This is a genomic window from Rhodopseudomonas infernalis (genome assembly GCF_022271405.1).
Lineage (GTDB): Bacteria > Pseudomonadota > Alphaproteobacteria > Rhizobiales > Xanthobacteraceae > Rhodopseudomonas > Rhodopseudomonas infernalis.
Window position 1 is genome coordinate 64,877 of record NZ_JAJNAL010000003.1, and the last position, 13,590, is coordinate 78,466.

Here is a 13,590-nt window from a genome sequence, read left to right on the forward strand (position 1 = left end):
ACCATGTCACTACGTCTTCCCGAACATCGTCTCGAACAGTTCCTTGGCGCGCTGCTGGCCTTCGTCGGTGAAGATGACGGACTTGACCTTGCCGCGCGGGATCTCGATCAGGCCCTTCGCTTGCAGCCGATCGAGCGCGTCCCAGTCGTGGCCTTTCCAGGCGCGGGTGCCGTCGTGCAAGGTGAGATACAGCAGCGCCAGCGTGGCGTCGTCGATCTTGTCGCGGTCGATGTCCATCGCCCTCTCCGTTCAAGCGGCAACCATCTTAGCCAGCAGGCACGTCGGCACAACGAAGCTTAACCATTCATCAACGATAACATCGTGCGGCGCAAAGCCAAGCAGTTGACATTGCATCTAACACGTCATCAGCAAGCGACGGAGTGAGACGATGAGTGAAGCGACATTGATACTTCCGAACATGCGCGGCGCGCTGTGCGACGGTCGACGGTCGACGGTCGACGGTCGACGGTCGACGGCAACGTGCACACACCATTCCAGCTTCGCAACCGCAGCAGCCGGCCGATACCCCGGCCGGCCGTCGCGAACTCGGCGCCGACGCGCGATGATAGCGACGCGGAGAACACGGCGCAGGGGTACGACGAGTGATTCAGTGATCAGGATACGGGCTTGCCGCCGCGAAGCAGAGCTCACGGGTTCGCCGCTGCGCGGCGCTCCGGAATGACCGACGAGAGGACGCATCTGAAGCGCCGGTAGCCTCGATGCAGCAAAGCGAAATCGAGGGTCGAGACCAATGCGCCGGACGTCGGGCACCCGGCTTCGCCGCGAACCCGCCCTACGGTCGTCATCCGAGCATCTTTCTGACTTGTTATTCCCGACGCTTCACGGCTTGCGGAACATCTCGGTAGCCCGGCGGACCGCCTCCGCGATGAGCGCACGGCCCTGGTCGAGCTCCGTGGCGGTCTTGGCGGCTTGTGCGGGAGAGACCAGCTTGCCCTCTGCGCAATCGAGCACCCGGCCACCCGTCGCCGCGGCGTAGGCGGCAGCGGCCAGATAGGCGGACACCCCGGCGTCGATGTCCCCGCCCCAGCGAAACACGATCGCGTATCGCCAAGGCCGCCCGAACGAAACGTCCGGCGTCTCCGATATCACCGTCTTGGCGTCGCGATGATCGCATTCGAATGCCGATGACCGGTCGTGAAGCGTCACCGGCAACGCACCGTGAATTGTCCCTAGAGGCATTGCGGCCGACAGCCGGAGCGGGAAACCTTCGGAGTCGATGGCGCTCTGCCACTCCGACATCGAGCTCAGCTTCCGATCCGACAGCACATAAATTTCCATCGACATGTCAATTCCTCTCAATCACTGCGCGCGACGACGCACGCGACCTGAAAATGGTTAGGATGAGTTGCTTTCGCGAAATGCCGCGAACGATATTCAGTTCGAAGACGGGCGTATCCGGAGCAGCTCGTGTTTTGGTGCGAAGTTCCTCTGCCCGGGCGCGCGAAATCGTCTGAGCACCGGTTTTGACATCGTAAATGGCAATGATGTCACCTTGGATATTGCGGAGCGTTGCATCGGTCCTGATCGTGCCGGCGAGCCCGTAATAAGGATCAACGGTATCGAGACTAAAGCTCCGTTCGATATCGCCCACGCCAGGAAGCCCCTCGAGCCACACCGCGGTCGCGAACGCCGTATGCACCGCGGTCCCGTACATCGCGGGCGACATCGTTGGCAGATATTCCACCATGTTCATGACGCGTACCAGTGTATCACTCAGCGCCAACGATGTTTCATCGATTTCCTGGATGCCCGTAAAGAAACCCGAAGAGGTCGATACCTGGACACCTCCCTGCAGGGTCCATCTTCCCACCTCATCTCGAGGCTGATCTTCTCTGAAGCCAGCTTTGAGCTGCAATCGAGTGTATCGGCGCTCTGTTAGTTCAGCTTTGATCGCAGCAAGCTCGCTTCTCCACCGCCGCAAGTTCCGGCGTTCCAAGGATAGCCACATCATCTGAACCCTCCATCACCGGGCTCAACATTATAGGCTTTAATTCCTTATCTGAAGACGGGGGCCATGTAGACTTTCTTCCTAGGCAATCGAGCGGGTCAGCGAAGCGTATCCGCCTCTCCGCAAACGCCGCCCGGCGGGTTACGCCTTCGGCTAACCCGCCCTACGCTCTGCGCTCGCGGCGCGAGGGACCGACATCGCGCTTAACGTTTCGTTAGGCATAATCCGCTGTTGCCGCGAACCAGACAATTGACATCGCATTTATCACGTCATCAGCAAGCGACGGAGTGAGACGATGAGTGAAGCGACGTTGATACTTCCGAACATGCGCGGCGGCTGCGCAACGGTCGACGGCAAGGTGCACACGCTGTTCCAGCTCTCCAGCCGCAGCAGCCGCAAGATGGCGCGGCCGGATACGACGCGGTCTTCGGCGACGCGCGACGACAGCGCAGTGCCTGCGACGACAAAGTGCGCCGGCGATTAGTTGATGATCAGCTCCCCTCTCGTCATTCCGGGGCGCTCACAAAGTGAGCGAACCCGGAATGACGAACGCGGGGGTGGTGTGCACGTAGCCTCGATGAAGCGTAGCGCAATCGAGGGGCGGTCTCCGCCATCGCTCACGGTTCTAGGCAGCCGCTGGCGCGGCCCCGGATTACGCTGGGCGCAGCGAACTACACGCCCACCCGTTCCTTCACCCGCGCGCCCGACGCGATGGTCGGCGGGGCGGCGTTTAGTTTTTCGATGGCGAAGCCGGCGGCTTGTTTGTAGCCGGCCATGAAGGCGGCGCGCTCGGCGGCGGGGATAACGTCGTCGATATTGTCGAAGGTGCCGCCGCAGCGCTCGTCAACGAGGTTGAGCAGGCCGAACGGGCCGGCGCCGCGGTTGCGCAAAATCAGCTGCGAGATCGGGCCGCACAGCTTGGCGTCGAATGCCGCAAGCGCTTCCTGCGTTGCACCGTGCACGACCATCGCGGCGCCGAGTTCGCGCGCGTCGACGATCGCCTGCGTGCCACCGTTCGAGCCGGTCGGGTACATCGCATGCGCGGCGTCGCCGATCAGCAGCACCGGGCCGTCGCGCCAGGTCTCGACCGGATCGCGATCGATCATCGGGTTTTCGTAAGCGGAGTCGGCGCTGCGGATCAGCGCCGGCATGTCGAGCCAGTCATAGACCCAGCCGTCGAAATGATGCGCGAACTCGCTGGTCGGCACCTGCCGGAACCAGCCCTGCTGCTTCCAGCCCTCGGTGTTGTCGAGCGTGACCTCGGCGATCCAGTTGAGCATCGACAGCCCGGTCTGCGGATCCGGATGCGAGATCGGATAGATCACCACGCGATGCTTGTGGGTGCCGAGCCCGACGAACGAGGCGCCGGTGCGGGTCGGCTTGCCCCAGGTGGTGCCGCGCCACATCACCGCGCCGCCCCAATGGATCGGCGGCTGGTTCGGATGCATCTGGGCGCGGATCGCCGAGTGGATGCCGTCGGCGCCGATCAACAGCGCGCCCGCGACCTCCGAGCTGCCGCCCTCGGCATGCTCGATCGTGGCAACCACGCCGTCCGCAGTCTTGCGATAGCCGCTGACGCGGCGGCCGAGTTGCACCGCATCAGCGCCGAGCCGTTCCACCACCTTGTCGTGCAGCAGCATGTGGAAGCGGCCGCGATGCACCGCGTATTGCGGCCAGTTATAGCCGGCCGGCGTGCCGCGCGGCTCCGCATAGATGTCGTTGCCATTGAGGCCGACCAGCGCCCATTCCCTGGCTGGCAGGCCGACGCTGTCGAGATCGGCCGCGGTGATGCCGAGGTCGTAGAGCTCGCGCACCGCGTTGGGCTGCAGATTGATGCCGACGCCGAGCGGCCGCATCTCGCGCGCCGCTTCGTAGACGACGCATGGCACGCCGATCTGATGCAGCGTCAGCGCCGTCGCCAGTCCGCCGATGCCGCCGCCGGCAATGATCACCTTGTCGCTCATGAACGTCCCGCCCTGATCGTGATTGCGATTGCTGTAGCCAGCTACGGCCGATCAGGCAACCGCGTGATGTCCAGCGGAAACCCGACTTGACGAGCGAAACATAACAGGAACGCCCCAGTACGGGCGACAGGCGCCGACCGAACTACTTCAACCCGATCGCCAGACCGCTGAGATCGAGGTCGGCGATTAAGCCGACTTGTCGGCCGGAGAGTTCGAGCACCGCGCCCTTCTCGTTGCGCAGCACGATGGCGCGTGCGCCGACACCGATCGCAGCCCCCGCGCCCGCGGCGCCGTAGATGCCGGCGACGTCGCGCGGCGAGCGGATGTTACTGACGCGGCCGGTCAGATCGGCCTTCGAGCCGCCGAACACCAGGCCGTAGGACAGCCCGCCGATCGACAGCGGATAGCGCCGCCCCTGGAACGTCAGCGTTCCCGAGCCGCCGGAGCCGCCGATCACCCAGCCGCCCTTGAAGATGCTGAGCGCGACACGTCCCTCGTCTGCGTGAGCCGACGCCCCCATCCCGACGACACCGATCAGTCCGGCAACAACTATTGCAAGCAATCCACGCATCCTGCTCCCCTTTGGCGATTGCGCCCCTTACGGGCTTCATCTTTCCGGTTTAGCACTGCGCTCGCGATTCGCCCGCCATCAGGCGAAGCAGTAAGGCGCTCGCATCGAACGAGGCGAGCCATCGCTGAACCTGAGCCGCAATGGCACCGACAACGAAGCGCCAACGTCTACGGTTTCACGACCCCAAGGAGAATCGAATGGTTGCCACCCGCCGATCCGCTGTCTGCTTGCTTGTCGGCAGCCTCATGAGTCTCGTCGTCGTGGCGCCCGCCGTCGCCGAAACAGCCGACTCCTCGGGCGCTCTCACCGCCAAGCTCAATGCCTATATCGGCTGCCTCAATCGGCTGTCGGGCCGCGCGTTCGACGCCCGCGATCGCTACTTCTCCTGGGCACCCAAAGCAGGCCCGACCGGCAAGGAGCGGATCATCTACGGCACCTACACGATCTACGACACCAAGGACTGCCGCGCCTCGGTCGAAAAGGCCAACGCGATCGAGCCGCACGAGCCCGACCTCGAAGCGGCCGCCTCGGCATATGTCGACGCGGTCGGCAAGCTCGAGCCGCTCCTCAAGGAGACAGACGACTACTACACGCAGGAGAACTACAAGGACGACAAGATGGCGAAGGGCAAGGCCCTGCACCCACGCTTGGTCGCCACCTGGGATGCCTTCGCGGATGCCGATCGCAAATTGCGGAGCGGCGTCGAAACCATCAAGGACCGTCAATCCACCGAGAAGCTCGCTGCCATCGAACGCAGCGAAGGCCGCAAGGCGCGCTACCAGATCGAAGCGACGATGATCGACGCCAAGCGTGTCGTCCGCCTCGTCAACGCCGATAAGCCGGATCTCGCGGCGCTGACCGCGGCCGTTAGCGCCTACGAACAGACCGTCGCCGCGAACGAGGCTTTCACCGAAGGCGAGCCGAACATGAAGATCGGGTCGATGTTCATGTCCAACGCCAAATCACTTCTCGTCACCGCCAAGCAGCTGATGCGCCGCCTGCGCGACAAGACACCCTATTCGAGCGGCGACAAGATGATGCTGGGCAACGCCGGCTCGGGATGGATGGTGCAAGGCTCGCCGCCCCGCTTGCTGCGCGACTACAATCAGCTGGTCGATTCCTACAATCGCGGGCCCGGCATCTAGCAGGCTGATCACCGGCGCGCGTCACCAGCATGGTGGCGACGCTGCCGGATCCGGCCAGGCTGAGCGAGACCGAAGGCGATGCGCCGGGAGCGGAGTCGGGCGTCGGCGTCCTTGATGCAGGTCAAAGCCGCAGCCCCGCTCGCGGTCATTTACTTGCGGACAAAGGCCGATCAACCATGGGTAAAACCCGCTCCCCGACGCACGTCCAGCTTTCGGCGGCCTGTGATTGGCGGTAGGTTCGACGGGTCATCAGGTCGGGGATCAGCGGTGCTGCGCAAAGCTTTCATGAAAGTGTTTTCGGCCCATCCGGTCGAGACCATCGCCGCGTGCACCGGTCTGTTCATGATCCTGCTCGGCGTCGCGCTCGGCACGCAATCGGGCTGGATCTGGTTCTGGGGCCAGATCTCGGCGATCTGCGGCGCCAGCCTCGCGACGCTCGCAGTGGTGTGGACGGTCCGTCAGCGCGCCGCCGAGGCGCGCACCGCCGCCCACCTCAACGTGCTGGCGCGCCAGCTCGAGACCTCGATCAGCCAGATCCACAAATCGATCAAAGGCGGCCGCGACGAGTCGCTGCCCTCGGCCGTGTATCTGGCGCAGATCGAGCAGTGCATCGACAATCTGATCGGCGTCACCCACGAGATCGGCGAGATCACCGGCCGGCAGCTGCCGTTCGACGTGATCGAGATGCTGACGGCGCGCGACACGCTGCAGATCGAGGCGCGGATCACCGATACAACGGCGCCGGAGCGCAAGCTCGCGACCGAGACCGAGAATTGCCCGGCCTGCAAGAAGGCGGTGGAATTTCAGATCGGCAGCCTGCCCGGCGACAGCGCCAAGCCGACCTGCCCGCATTGCGGCCAGCGCTTCCACGCCCACCGCTCCACCTCCGGCAACATCTTCCTGCGGATGCCGGGGGCTTCGCAGTTCACCCGGGCGGTGTCGGTCAATTGCCCGGTCTGCGCCAGCAAGATCCCGGCGAATATCGACCAGGGCAAGCAGCATGCGGAGACGCGGTTCTGCTTCTCCTGCGGCGCCAAGGTCAGCATCGATCCGCAGGCGCAGCAATGCACGCTGGTCGGCAAGCAGGACCGCCTGCCCGGCGCCGTCAACAGCGCCGGCACGCTGGTGTGCGAGAAATGCGGCGACCCCGCCCAGGTGCTGACCTCGAACAGCGCCGGCACCTACGGCATCTGCCGTAAGGACGACGGCCTGGTGTTCCTCGCCGCGAACTCCGCCGCGCCGCCGCGAAGCGACGCCGCGGAGTAACAACCCGCGGCCGCGTCCTGACGGCGCGGCCTGGAGCTCTCCTTCGCGCTCCCCGCCTCCGCGCTCCGCGGAACGCCGGCCAGTTTCGATTTGACAGACACGCTGCGCTTGATCACGCTTGCAGTTGCTTCGCAATTTCTCTTGCACTGCAGCAGATCACCACATGAGCAATGCTCCGCATTTCGATATCGACGTCGCCGCGTTCTGGGCCGATCCTTATCCCGCACTCGCGAAGATGCGCGCGGAAGCGCCGATCGCTTTCGTGCCGCAGCTCGGCTCGGTGGTGCTGACGCGGCGCGACGACATCTTCATCACCGAGAAGCGCATCGACGTGTTCTCGTCGCATCAGCCTGCCGGGCTGATGAACAAGCTGATGGGCCACAACATGATGCGCAAGGATGGCGACGCGCATCTGGCCGAGCGCACCGCGATGTTTCCCGCAGTATCGCCGCGCACCGTCAAGGACACCTGGCGCACCCAGTTTCAAGCCCACGCCGATCGCATCCTCGATGAGCTGGCGCCGCAAGGCCACGCCGATCTGGTCAAGGCGTTCGCGCTGCCGCTATCGGGCGAGTGCCTGAAGGCGATCACCGGGCTCACCAATATCAAGTATCACGAGATGGATGCGTGGTCGCAGGCGATGATCGACGGCATCGCCAACTACACCGGCGACGCCGCGGTCGAGGCGCGCTGCCACGCGGCGACGGCCGGCATCGACGCGGCGATCGACGACATGGTCCCGGTGCTGCGCGCCCATCCCGACACGTCGATCCTCAGCGTCTTGCTCGGCGCCGGCATGGCGATGGACAGCATCCGCGCCAACATCAAGCTGGCGATCTCCGGCGGCCAGAACGAGCCGCGCGACGCGATCGCGGGCTGCATCTGGGCGCTGCTGACGCATCCGGCCGAATACGCCAAGGTGGTCGCCGGGCAAGCGAGCTGGCTCGACGTGTTCGAGGAGTACGCCCGCTGGATCGCGCCGATCGGGATGTCGCCGCGCCGCGTGGCAAAGCCGTTCCATCACCGGGGCGTCGATTTCGAACCGGAGGACCGCGTGTTCTTCATGTTCGGCTCGGCCAATCGCGACGAGGCCTGCTTCAGCGATCCCGACGTGTTCGATGTCAGCCGCGATCACGCCAAGAGCATCGCGTTCGGCGCCGGGCCTCATTATTGCGCCGGCGCGTTCGCGTCGCGCGCGATGGTGGCCGATGTCGCGCTGCCGAGCGTGTTCGCGCGGCTTAAGGACCTGCGGCTCGATGCGCGCGAGCCGGTGCGGATCGGCGGCTGGGCGTTCCGCGGCCTGCTCAACCTGCCGGTCGCTTGGGAAAACGCGGCACCGAATTGAAGCCGTCACGTCGTCTCTGCTAAGGGAGAGACGTTTTGGAATCGTTTGGGGGCGCGCGTGGCCGAAGCTGAATCCACCCGCCGCGGACGTCCGGGGCCGCAAGGGCCACGGGGACGTCCCGGCGAACCAGGTCGACCGGGACCGCAGGGGCATCCGGGACGGCCGGGGCCGGAAGGCCCGCGCGGCAAGCCCGGCCCGATCGGCAAACCCGGCCCGCAGGGCAAGGCCGGCCCGCAAGGCAAGCCCGGCATCGACGGCAAGCCGGGGCCGCAAGGGCCCCACGGCAAGCCCGGCCCTGACGGCAAGCCAGGTCCGGTCGGTCCCGAGGGCAAGGCCGGCCCGCAGGGTCCCCGCGGCGAGCAGGGCCTGCGCGGCGAGCAAGGCCCACGTGGCGAGGCAGGCCCGCCCGGCGCACTGCCCTCGATCGAGCAGGTAATGCCGTGGCTGCACCTGCTGTTCGACGCCTATGAGGACTACAAGGCGAAGCGCGAGCAGGATGCGCGCGACCGCGCCGAGCGCGAGGCCGAGGAGGCGCGCGAAGCCGCAGAGCATGCCGCTGCGGAGCGCGAGATGGCCGAAGCGCTGGCGCAGGAGGATCCTGTCCCGGACGACGAGACCGACGACGCCAAGGATCGTGACAAGAAGCACAAGAAAAAGCGGCACAAGCAGAAAGACTGAGCGCGGCGCCGCCCGGCCTGAGCGGCCAAATCCCGATGCCGCGCAGATAGAAACGCCGGGCACGCAGCCTTGCGCCCGGCGTCGACGTCATTAGCTGACCAGTCGCAGGCTGCGACGCGGAGAGGCTGATGTCGACGATGTGGTACTACACTGTGCTGATCTTCGAATCCGTGCTCGGCGTGTTCGGGCTGCGGCTCTACGAGGAGCCGCCCTACAAGGTGCTGGCACGCCCAGCCGACGCCATCGAGATCCGCAGCTATGGCCCGCGACTCGCCGCCGAGGTCGCTCTGGATCGCGAGAGCGGCGCCGACGGACGCGCCTTCTCGCTGCTGTTCAACTACATCGCCGGCGCCAATCGCGGCGCGCAGCGTATCGCCATGACGACGCCGGTCGACGTCACCCGCCCCGAGAAGATCGCCATGACCACGCCGGTCGAGACCGAGCGCAAGGACGGTGCGATCCGGATGCGGTTCTTCCTGCCGACGCAGTTCAGCGCCGACACCGCCCCTGCCCCCGCCGATCCGCGCGTCAAGATCGTCACCGTGCCGGAGCAGACGATCGCGACGCTGCGTTTCACCTGGACCGGCCGCGATCTGCCGGCACGGCAGCAGCAGCTCGTCGCCGCACTCGGCACGACGAAATGGCAGCCGACCGGCGAGCCGTTCGGGCTGTTCTACGACGCGCCCTTCACCATCCCGTTCCTGCGCCGCAACGAGGCCGCGGTTCTGGTCGTGCCGCGCTGAACCGCGGAACAGCGACGGCACGCCGACGTTGAACAAGCCTATTCACGAGGGCATGAGGCAATGATGAGCGACGTCACCTACAAGATCGTCGAACACGACGGCGGCTGGGCCTATCAGGTCGACGGCAGCTTTTCCGAGACCTTCCCGAGCCACGAGGCTGCGCTGACCGCAGCCAAGCGCGCGGCGGCCGAGCAGCGTGCGCCGGGCTCGACCGAAGCGATCCAATACGAAGATCCGTCCGGCCGCTGGCACGAAGAAACCGCCCCCGGCAACGACCGCCCCAACACCACGGTGGTCGACAAGGGCTGAGTGACGCACGAAGCTCGCTGAGCGCTTAAAGTGAGTATCCTCACAAATTCGGTGAGCGTCCTCACAAATTCCGTCATGGCCGGGCTTGTCCCGGCCATCCACGTCTTCAGGCGTTTCCGTCAGCAAGGCGTGGATGCCCGGCACGAGGCCGGGCATGACGGGTGGAAATGAAACTGCCCGATTTCAAAGGGCGTATTTCCGATCAGACTGTGATGCGCGCGCGTTGATGGACTGGGCTCGCGAAGCTAACTACACCAACCCGAGATCGACCGGCTTCGTCCCCGCAAACACTCTTCCAACGGCGGCGGCGTCGAGGCCGTACATGCGCTGGATCAGGCCGGCGAACAGCGCGCGATAGTCGGTGAGCACCGGGTAGTCGCGGTTCTGAAACAGCCGCGCCTGCTCGACCTTGACCTGATCGCCGACGATCCGTCCGCCGTTCAGGCCGCCGCCCAGCACCCAATACACGCTGCCGTGGCCATGGTCTGTGCCGCGATCGCCGTTCTCGCGAAAGGTGCGGCCGAATTCGGAAATCACCACCACCACGGTGTCGCGCCACGCGCCGGGCCCGATCTCTTCGCAGAATCCGCTGAGGCCGCGTCCGAGTTCGCCAAGCCGATCGGCCAGATAGCCGGTCGCTGCTCCCTGGTTCACATGCGTGTCCCAGCCGCCGACATCGACGAAGCCGAGATTGAACTGCTCCCGCATCAGCCGGCCGATGCGGCGCGCCGACAGTTCGAAGCCGCGCGGCGATACTGCGCCGCGATTGGCTGCCGTCATCTCGTCGGAGATCGACTTCACCACCTCGTCGCGCACACGAAATCCTTCGGAAACAGCCGAGGCCAGCTTGGTCCTGGCGTACATCTCCTTGATCAGCTGCGCCTGTCGATCGTCGACGCCCGGCTTGCCGATAGTGTTGAGGGCGATGTTGGGGATCTCGGCCTTGCCGCGGAAAATCAGCGGCAACTGATCGGTGAAGGCGATCGGCCGCACGCGCGTCAGTTCCGCGGCGAGCCGGCTCATGAAGCCGGAACGATAATCGCGTGTGCCGCCCGTCGCCTGACCGAGCTCGATCGTGTCCTGGGTCTCGAAATGACTGCGGGTGACATCGTCGCTGGTGCCGGCAAACGGCACGAAGGCGATCTCGCGCTTCGCCCACAGCGGCGCAAGGCTGTCGCGCAGCGCCGGATGCAGGCCCCAATCGGCGTCGAGCGCCACCGCGGCGTTCGGATTGCCGACGTCGGGCTTTGCGATCGCCAGCGTCGGCCGGGATTCGTAGTAGAACGATGACGACACCGGCACGACGACATTCGCCGCATCGTAGGCGCCGCGCAAGAACACCACGAGCAGCCTGGCGTCGGTTGCCGGCGCGGCCCAGACGCGGCCGGCGACCGTCATCGGCGCCAGCGCCGCGAAAGCCTTGAGCAGATCACGACGGTTCATGGGGCGCCTCCGCACGCAGCCGGTACATGAATTCGGGTGAGGACAGAAACAGCGTGTTCCAGTCCTGCGGCGAGATCGCCTTGTCCAACGCCGTGCGTGTGGTCGCGCTGAGCGTCTGCCGCAGGCCGCCAAAGTAGAGCGCGTTCTGCACCAGCGGAAACGCCGGGCGATCCTTCGCGTCCGGGCCTTCGGGCTTGAACAGGCCGGCCGATCCCGAGCCGATCTGCCGCGCGATCTCGAAGCGCAGCATCATCTGCCCCGGTCCGCTCCAGGACTCGCTGGTCAGCGCATAGCCGTCCGGAGTCTGGCGGTTGTACAGCCCCTCGCCGAGCCGATTGAGCCAGTTCTGGATCGGCGCGGTGTTGGCGATCACCTTGTCGTCGTAGGCGAGCCGGACGGCGGAGTAGACGTAGCTCACCGGATCCTTGAAGCGCTCGCTGGATTTAAGCGCGGCTTCGAACTCGGGTGACTGGATCATTGCACTCAGCACGGCTGCGATGTCGCCGTCCGATGCGGTGAAGGCCTTGGCCATCCGGGCGATCAAGGCCGGCGGCGGATTGTCCGAGACGAAGTACACCGCGATCTTGCGCGAGATGAACTGCGCCGTGGCCGGATGATGCACGATCAGATCGAGCGCCTCCTCGACCTCGGCATAGCCACGCCCCTGAATGAGATGGCCGAGAAACGTCTTGTCGCTCATGTCGTGGCGGGCCGGATTGAACTCGAAGGCGCTGTGGCGGACCAGCAGCGGCCGCAGCTCCGGCTTCAGCTTCGGATCGTCCGGCTTCAGGTCGATGCCGACCCCGGTGAAGATCTTCGCCAGCGCCTCGACGTCGGCCTGGGTGTAGCCGCTGCCGACGCCCATGGTGTGCAGCTCCATGATCTCGCGCGCGTAGTTCTCGTTGACGCGGCCGGCGGCGTTGCCGGAGTTATCGAGATAGCGCAGCATCGCCGGATGCCGCAACGTCGCGCGCAGCAGCGCGCCGAACTTGCCGAGCGCGTGGGGCCGGATCGCGCGATCCTCGTAGTCGCCGACCAGCAGCCGCAGATCGGCCTTGCCCTGATGCACGTTGAAGTGATTGAGCCAGAACCAGCTCATCCGTTCGCGCAGCTGATCCGGCGTATACAGTGACCGCAGAATCGAGCGCGCGGCCGCCTGCTTGGCGCGGTCGGTCATCATCTGCTGCTGCGCCTGCTTGGCGGCCTTGCGCTGGTCCTCGTCGGCAATCTGGTTGGCTTCTTTAGCCTGCTCCTGCAGCGCCAGCAGGGTGGCGGGCGTGACACCGCGCGCGTCCGGCATGGCGTCGATCTGCACGCTGACGGGCCCGGGGAGCGCCGCCTCGGCAGGCGGATGCAGCTGCTGCTGCAGCCAGACGGCCACGCCGACGCCGCGAACCCGCTCGGCCGTCGAGGCGTTGACACCCCAGCTCAGCCGATCGATCAGCGCGAGGTCATGCGCCGACAGCTCGGCCGCGCGAGAACCCGTGTTGCCGAAAGTTGCCATCACGGCGACGATGGCCGCTACCGCGGCGAACTTCTTCGCGTTTCGCGTCTTGAACATCATGGCTTCGCCGTTCATCCTCGGATGGAGACCGGGTCAATCTGACGCAGGATGATACGAGGCGGAACGCTGAACCGCCGGTGAATGGAGGATGGCAGGGTCGTGGCGGAAGCAGTCGTGGCGCAAACAGGGTCACTGCATCGCGCGGTGATGCGATGGGTTCTGGCGGCCTTCTTCGCCGCTGCCGGCGTCGCGCATCTCGCAGTCCCGGACAAGCTGCTGGCAATGACGCCGTCCTGGGTGCCGTTCGCTCCCCAGGTGATTTTGCTCACCGGCATTTTCGAATTCGCCGCAGCGCTGGCGCTGGTGACACGGCCGCTGCGCTGGTGGGCCGGCGTGGCGTTGGCGCTGTACTCGCTGTGCGTCTGGCCGGCGAATATCAACCACGCGCTCGGCGGCATCGACATTGCCGGCATGCCGAACAGCTGGTGGTATCACGGGCCAAGATTAGCCGCACAACCGCTGATCATCTGGGCGTCGCTCTATGCCGCCCGCGTAATCGATTGGCCATTCGGCCGGCGCAGTCGCTGACGATTTGCGCGCGATCTATCCCGCGGCCTGAAAGAATCGAGACGCCGGCCGCCATCATCGCGGCC

The 13,590-nt window shown here is 65.6% G+C and carries 15 protein-coding genes; 8 read left to right on the forward strand and 7 right to left on the reverse strand.

Annotated elements, in window-relative coordinates; translation table 11 throughout:
* Nucleotides 1–9: 9 nt before the first annotated feature.
* The 3 genes from LPW26_RS03675 to LPW26_RS03685 form a co-directional block, all read right to left on the reverse strand.
* Nucleotides 10–237, reverse strand: a complete 228-nt coding sequence (locus tag LPW26_RS03675; RefSeq protein WP_238732929.1) for a DUF6429 family protein — start codon at nt 235–237, stop codon at nt 10–12.
* A gap of 603 nt (nt 238–840) precedes the next feature.
* Nucleotides 841–1,305, reverse strand: coding sequence for a hypothetical protein (locus LPW26_RS03680; RefSeq protein WP_238732930.1), 465 nt, complete (start codon nt 1,303–1,305; stop codon nt 841–843).
* Nucleotide 1,306: 1 nt separating this feature from the next.
* A complete protein-coding gene (locus tag LPW26_RS03685; protein ID WP_238732931.1) occupies nt 1,307–1,972 on the reverse strand; it encodes a hypothetical protein in 666 nt (221 codons plus the stop codon).
* Between the two features lie 292 nt (nt 1,973–2,264).
* On the opposite strand from LPW26_RS03685, the gene LPW26_RS03690 reads away from it, so the two are divergent.
* Nucleotides 2,265–2,453: a hypothetical protein gene (locus LPW26_RS03690; RefSeq protein WP_238732932.1), complete on the forward strand. Its 189-nt coding sequence runs from the start codon at nt 2,265–2,267 to the stop codon at nt 2,451–2,453.
* A 187-nt stretch (nt 2,454–2,640) separates the two neighbouring features.
* Here LPW26_RS03690 and LPW26_RS03695 read toward each other — a convergent pair whose 3' ends face one another.
* Complete coding sequence (locus LPW26_RS03695; protein ID WP_238732933.1) at nt 2,641–3,933, reverse strand: flavin-dependent oxidoreductase; 1,293 nt, start codon at nt 3,931–3,933, stop codon at nt 2,641–2,643.
* A gap of 142 nt (nt 3,934–4,075) precedes the next feature.
* Complete coding sequence (locus LPW26_RS03700) at nt 4,076–4,453, reverse strand: hypothetical protein (RefSeq protein WP_406676972.1); 378 nt, start codon at nt 4,451–4,453, stop codon at nt 4,076–4,078.
* Nucleotides 4,454–4,749: 296 nt separating this feature from the next.
* Between LPW26_RS03700 and LPW26_RS03705 the strand changes: the two genes are divergently transcribed.
* The 6 genes from LPW26_RS03705 (at nt 4,750) to LPW26_RS03730 (ending at nt 9,990) form a co-directional block, all read left to right on the forward strand.
* Nucleotides 4,750–5,649, forward strand: a complete 900-nt coding sequence (locus LPW26_RS03705; protein ID WP_238732935.1) for a YiiG family protein — start codon at nt 4,750–4,752, stop codon at nt 5,647–5,649.
* A gap of 267 nt (nt 5,650–5,916) precedes the next feature.
* Nucleotides 5,917–6,915 carry a hypothetical protein gene (locus tag LPW26_RS03710; RefSeq protein WP_238732936.1) on the forward strand — a complete coding sequence of 333 codons (999 nt, stop codon included), beginning with the start codon at nt 5,917–5,919 and terminating at the stop codon, nt 6,913–6,915.
* A gap of 163 nt (nt 6,916–7,078) precedes the next feature.
* The gene (locus LPW26_RS03715; RefSeq protein ID WP_238732937.1) at nt 7,079–8,260 is read left to right on the forward strand and encodes a cytochrome P450; all 1,182 of its coding nucleotides are present in this window, start codon (nt 7,079–7,081) and stop codon (nt 8,258–8,260) included.
* A gap of 57 nt (nt 8,261–8,317) precedes the next feature.
* Nucleotides 8,318–8,938, forward strand: coding sequence for a collagen-like protein (locus LPW26_RS03720; RefSeq protein ID WP_238732938.1), 621 nt, complete (start codon nt 8,318–8,320; stop codon nt 8,936–8,938).
* A 128-nt stretch (nt 8,939–9,066) separates the two neighbouring features.
* Nucleotides 9,067–9,681, forward strand: a complete 615-nt coding sequence (locus LPW26_RS03725; RefSeq protein WP_238732939.1) for an SOUL family heme-binding protein — start codon at nt 9,067–9,069, stop codon at nt 9,679–9,681.
* 63 nt (nt 9,682–9,744) lie between these two features.
* Nucleotides 9,745–9,990: a DUF2188 domain-containing protein gene (locus LPW26_RS03730; protein ID WP_238732940.1), complete on the forward strand. Its 246-nt coding sequence runs from the start codon at nt 9,745–9,747 to the stop codon at nt 9,988–9,990.
* Nucleotides 9,991–10,239: 249 nt separating this feature from the next.
* Here the strand turns inward: LPW26_RS03730 and LPW26_RS03735 are convergent, their stop codons facing one another.
* Together LPW26_RS03735 and LPW26_RS03740 are read right to left on the reverse strand one after the other, a co-directional pair.
* The gene (locus LPW26_RS03735; protein ID WP_238732941.1) at nt 10,240–11,433 is read right to left on the reverse strand and encodes a DUF1501 domain-containing protein; all 1,194 of its coding nucleotides are present in this window, start codon (nt 11,431–11,433) and stop codon (nt 10,240–10,242) included.
* Nucleotides 11,420–12,994: a DUF1800 domain-containing protein gene (locus tag LPW26_RS03740; RefSeq protein WP_238732942.1), complete on the reverse strand. Its 1,575-nt coding sequence runs from the start codon at nt 12,992–12,994 to the stop codon at nt 11,420–11,422. Before LPW26_RS03740 ends, LPW26_RS03735 begins: the two co-directional genes overlap by 14 nt.
* A gap of 150 nt (nt 12,995–13,144) precedes the next feature.
* On the opposite strand from LPW26_RS03740, the gene LPW26_RS03745 reads away from it, so the two are divergent.
* Complete coding sequence (locus tag LPW26_RS03745) at nt 13,145–13,525, forward strand: DoxX family protein (protein WP_238733058.1); 381 nt, start codon at nt 13,145–13,147, stop codon at nt 13,523–13,525.
* Nucleotides 13,526–13,590 lie beyond the last annotated feature (65 nt).

What these genes read in the sequence shown, in the direction of transcription:
- LPW26_RS03675 (WP_238732929.1), bottom strand. Translation starts at nt 237, where the DNA reads ATGGACATCGACCGCGACAAGATCGACGACGCCACGCTGGCGCTGCTG.
- LPW26_RS03680 (WP_238732930.1), bottom strand. Translation starts at nt 1,305, where the DNA reads ATGTCGATGGAAATTTATGTGCTGTCGGATCGGAAGCTGAGCTCGATG.
- LPW26_RS03685 (WP_238732931.1), bottom strand. Translation starts at nt 1,972, where the DNA reads ATGATGTGGCTATCCTTGGAACGCCGGAACTTGCGGCGGTGGAGAAGC.
- LPW26_RS03690 (WP_238732932.1), top strand. Translation starts at nt 2,265, where the DNA reads ATGAGTGAAGCGACGTTGATACTTCCGAACATGCGCGGCGGCTGCGCA.
- LPW26_RS03695 (WP_238732933.1), bottom strand. Translation starts at nt 3,933, where the DNA reads ATGAGCGACAAGGTGATCATTGCCGGCGGCGGCATCGGCGGACTGGCG.
- LPW26_RS03700 (WP_406676972.1), bottom strand. Translation starts at nt 4,453, where the DNA reads ATGGGGGCGTCGGCTCACGCAGACGAGGGACGTGTCGCGCTCAGCATC.
- LPW26_RS03705 (WP_238732935.1), top strand. Translation starts at nt 4,750, where the DNA reads ATGAGTCTCGTCGTCGTGGCGCCCGCCGTCGCCGAAACAGCCGACTCC.
- LPW26_RS03715 (WP_238732937.1), top strand. Translation starts at nt 7,079, where the DNA reads ATGAGCAATGCTCCGCATTTCGATATCGACGTCGCCGCGTTCTGGGCC.
- LPW26_RS03725 (WP_238732939.1), top strand. Translation starts at nt 9,067, where the DNA reads ATGTCGACGATGTGGTACTACACTGTGCTGATCTTCGAATCCGTGCTC.
- LPW26_RS03730 (WP_238732940.1), top strand. Translation starts at nt 9,745, where the DNA reads ATGAGCGACGTCACCTACAAGATCGTCGAACACGACGGCGGCTGGGCC.
- LPW26_RS03735 (WP_238732941.1), bottom strand. Translation starts at nt 11,433, where the DNA reads ATGAACCGTCGTGATCTGCTCAAGGCTTTCGCGGCGCTGGCGCCGATG.
- LPW26_RS03740 (WP_238732942.1), bottom strand. Translation starts at nt 12,994, where the DNA reads ATGTTCAAGACGCGAAACGCGAAGAAGTTCGCCGCGGTAGCGGCCATC.
- LPW26_RS03745 (WP_238733058.1), top strand. Translation starts at nt 13,145, where the DNA reads ATGCGATGGGTTCTGGCGGCCTTCTTCGCCGCTGCCGGCGTCGCGCAT.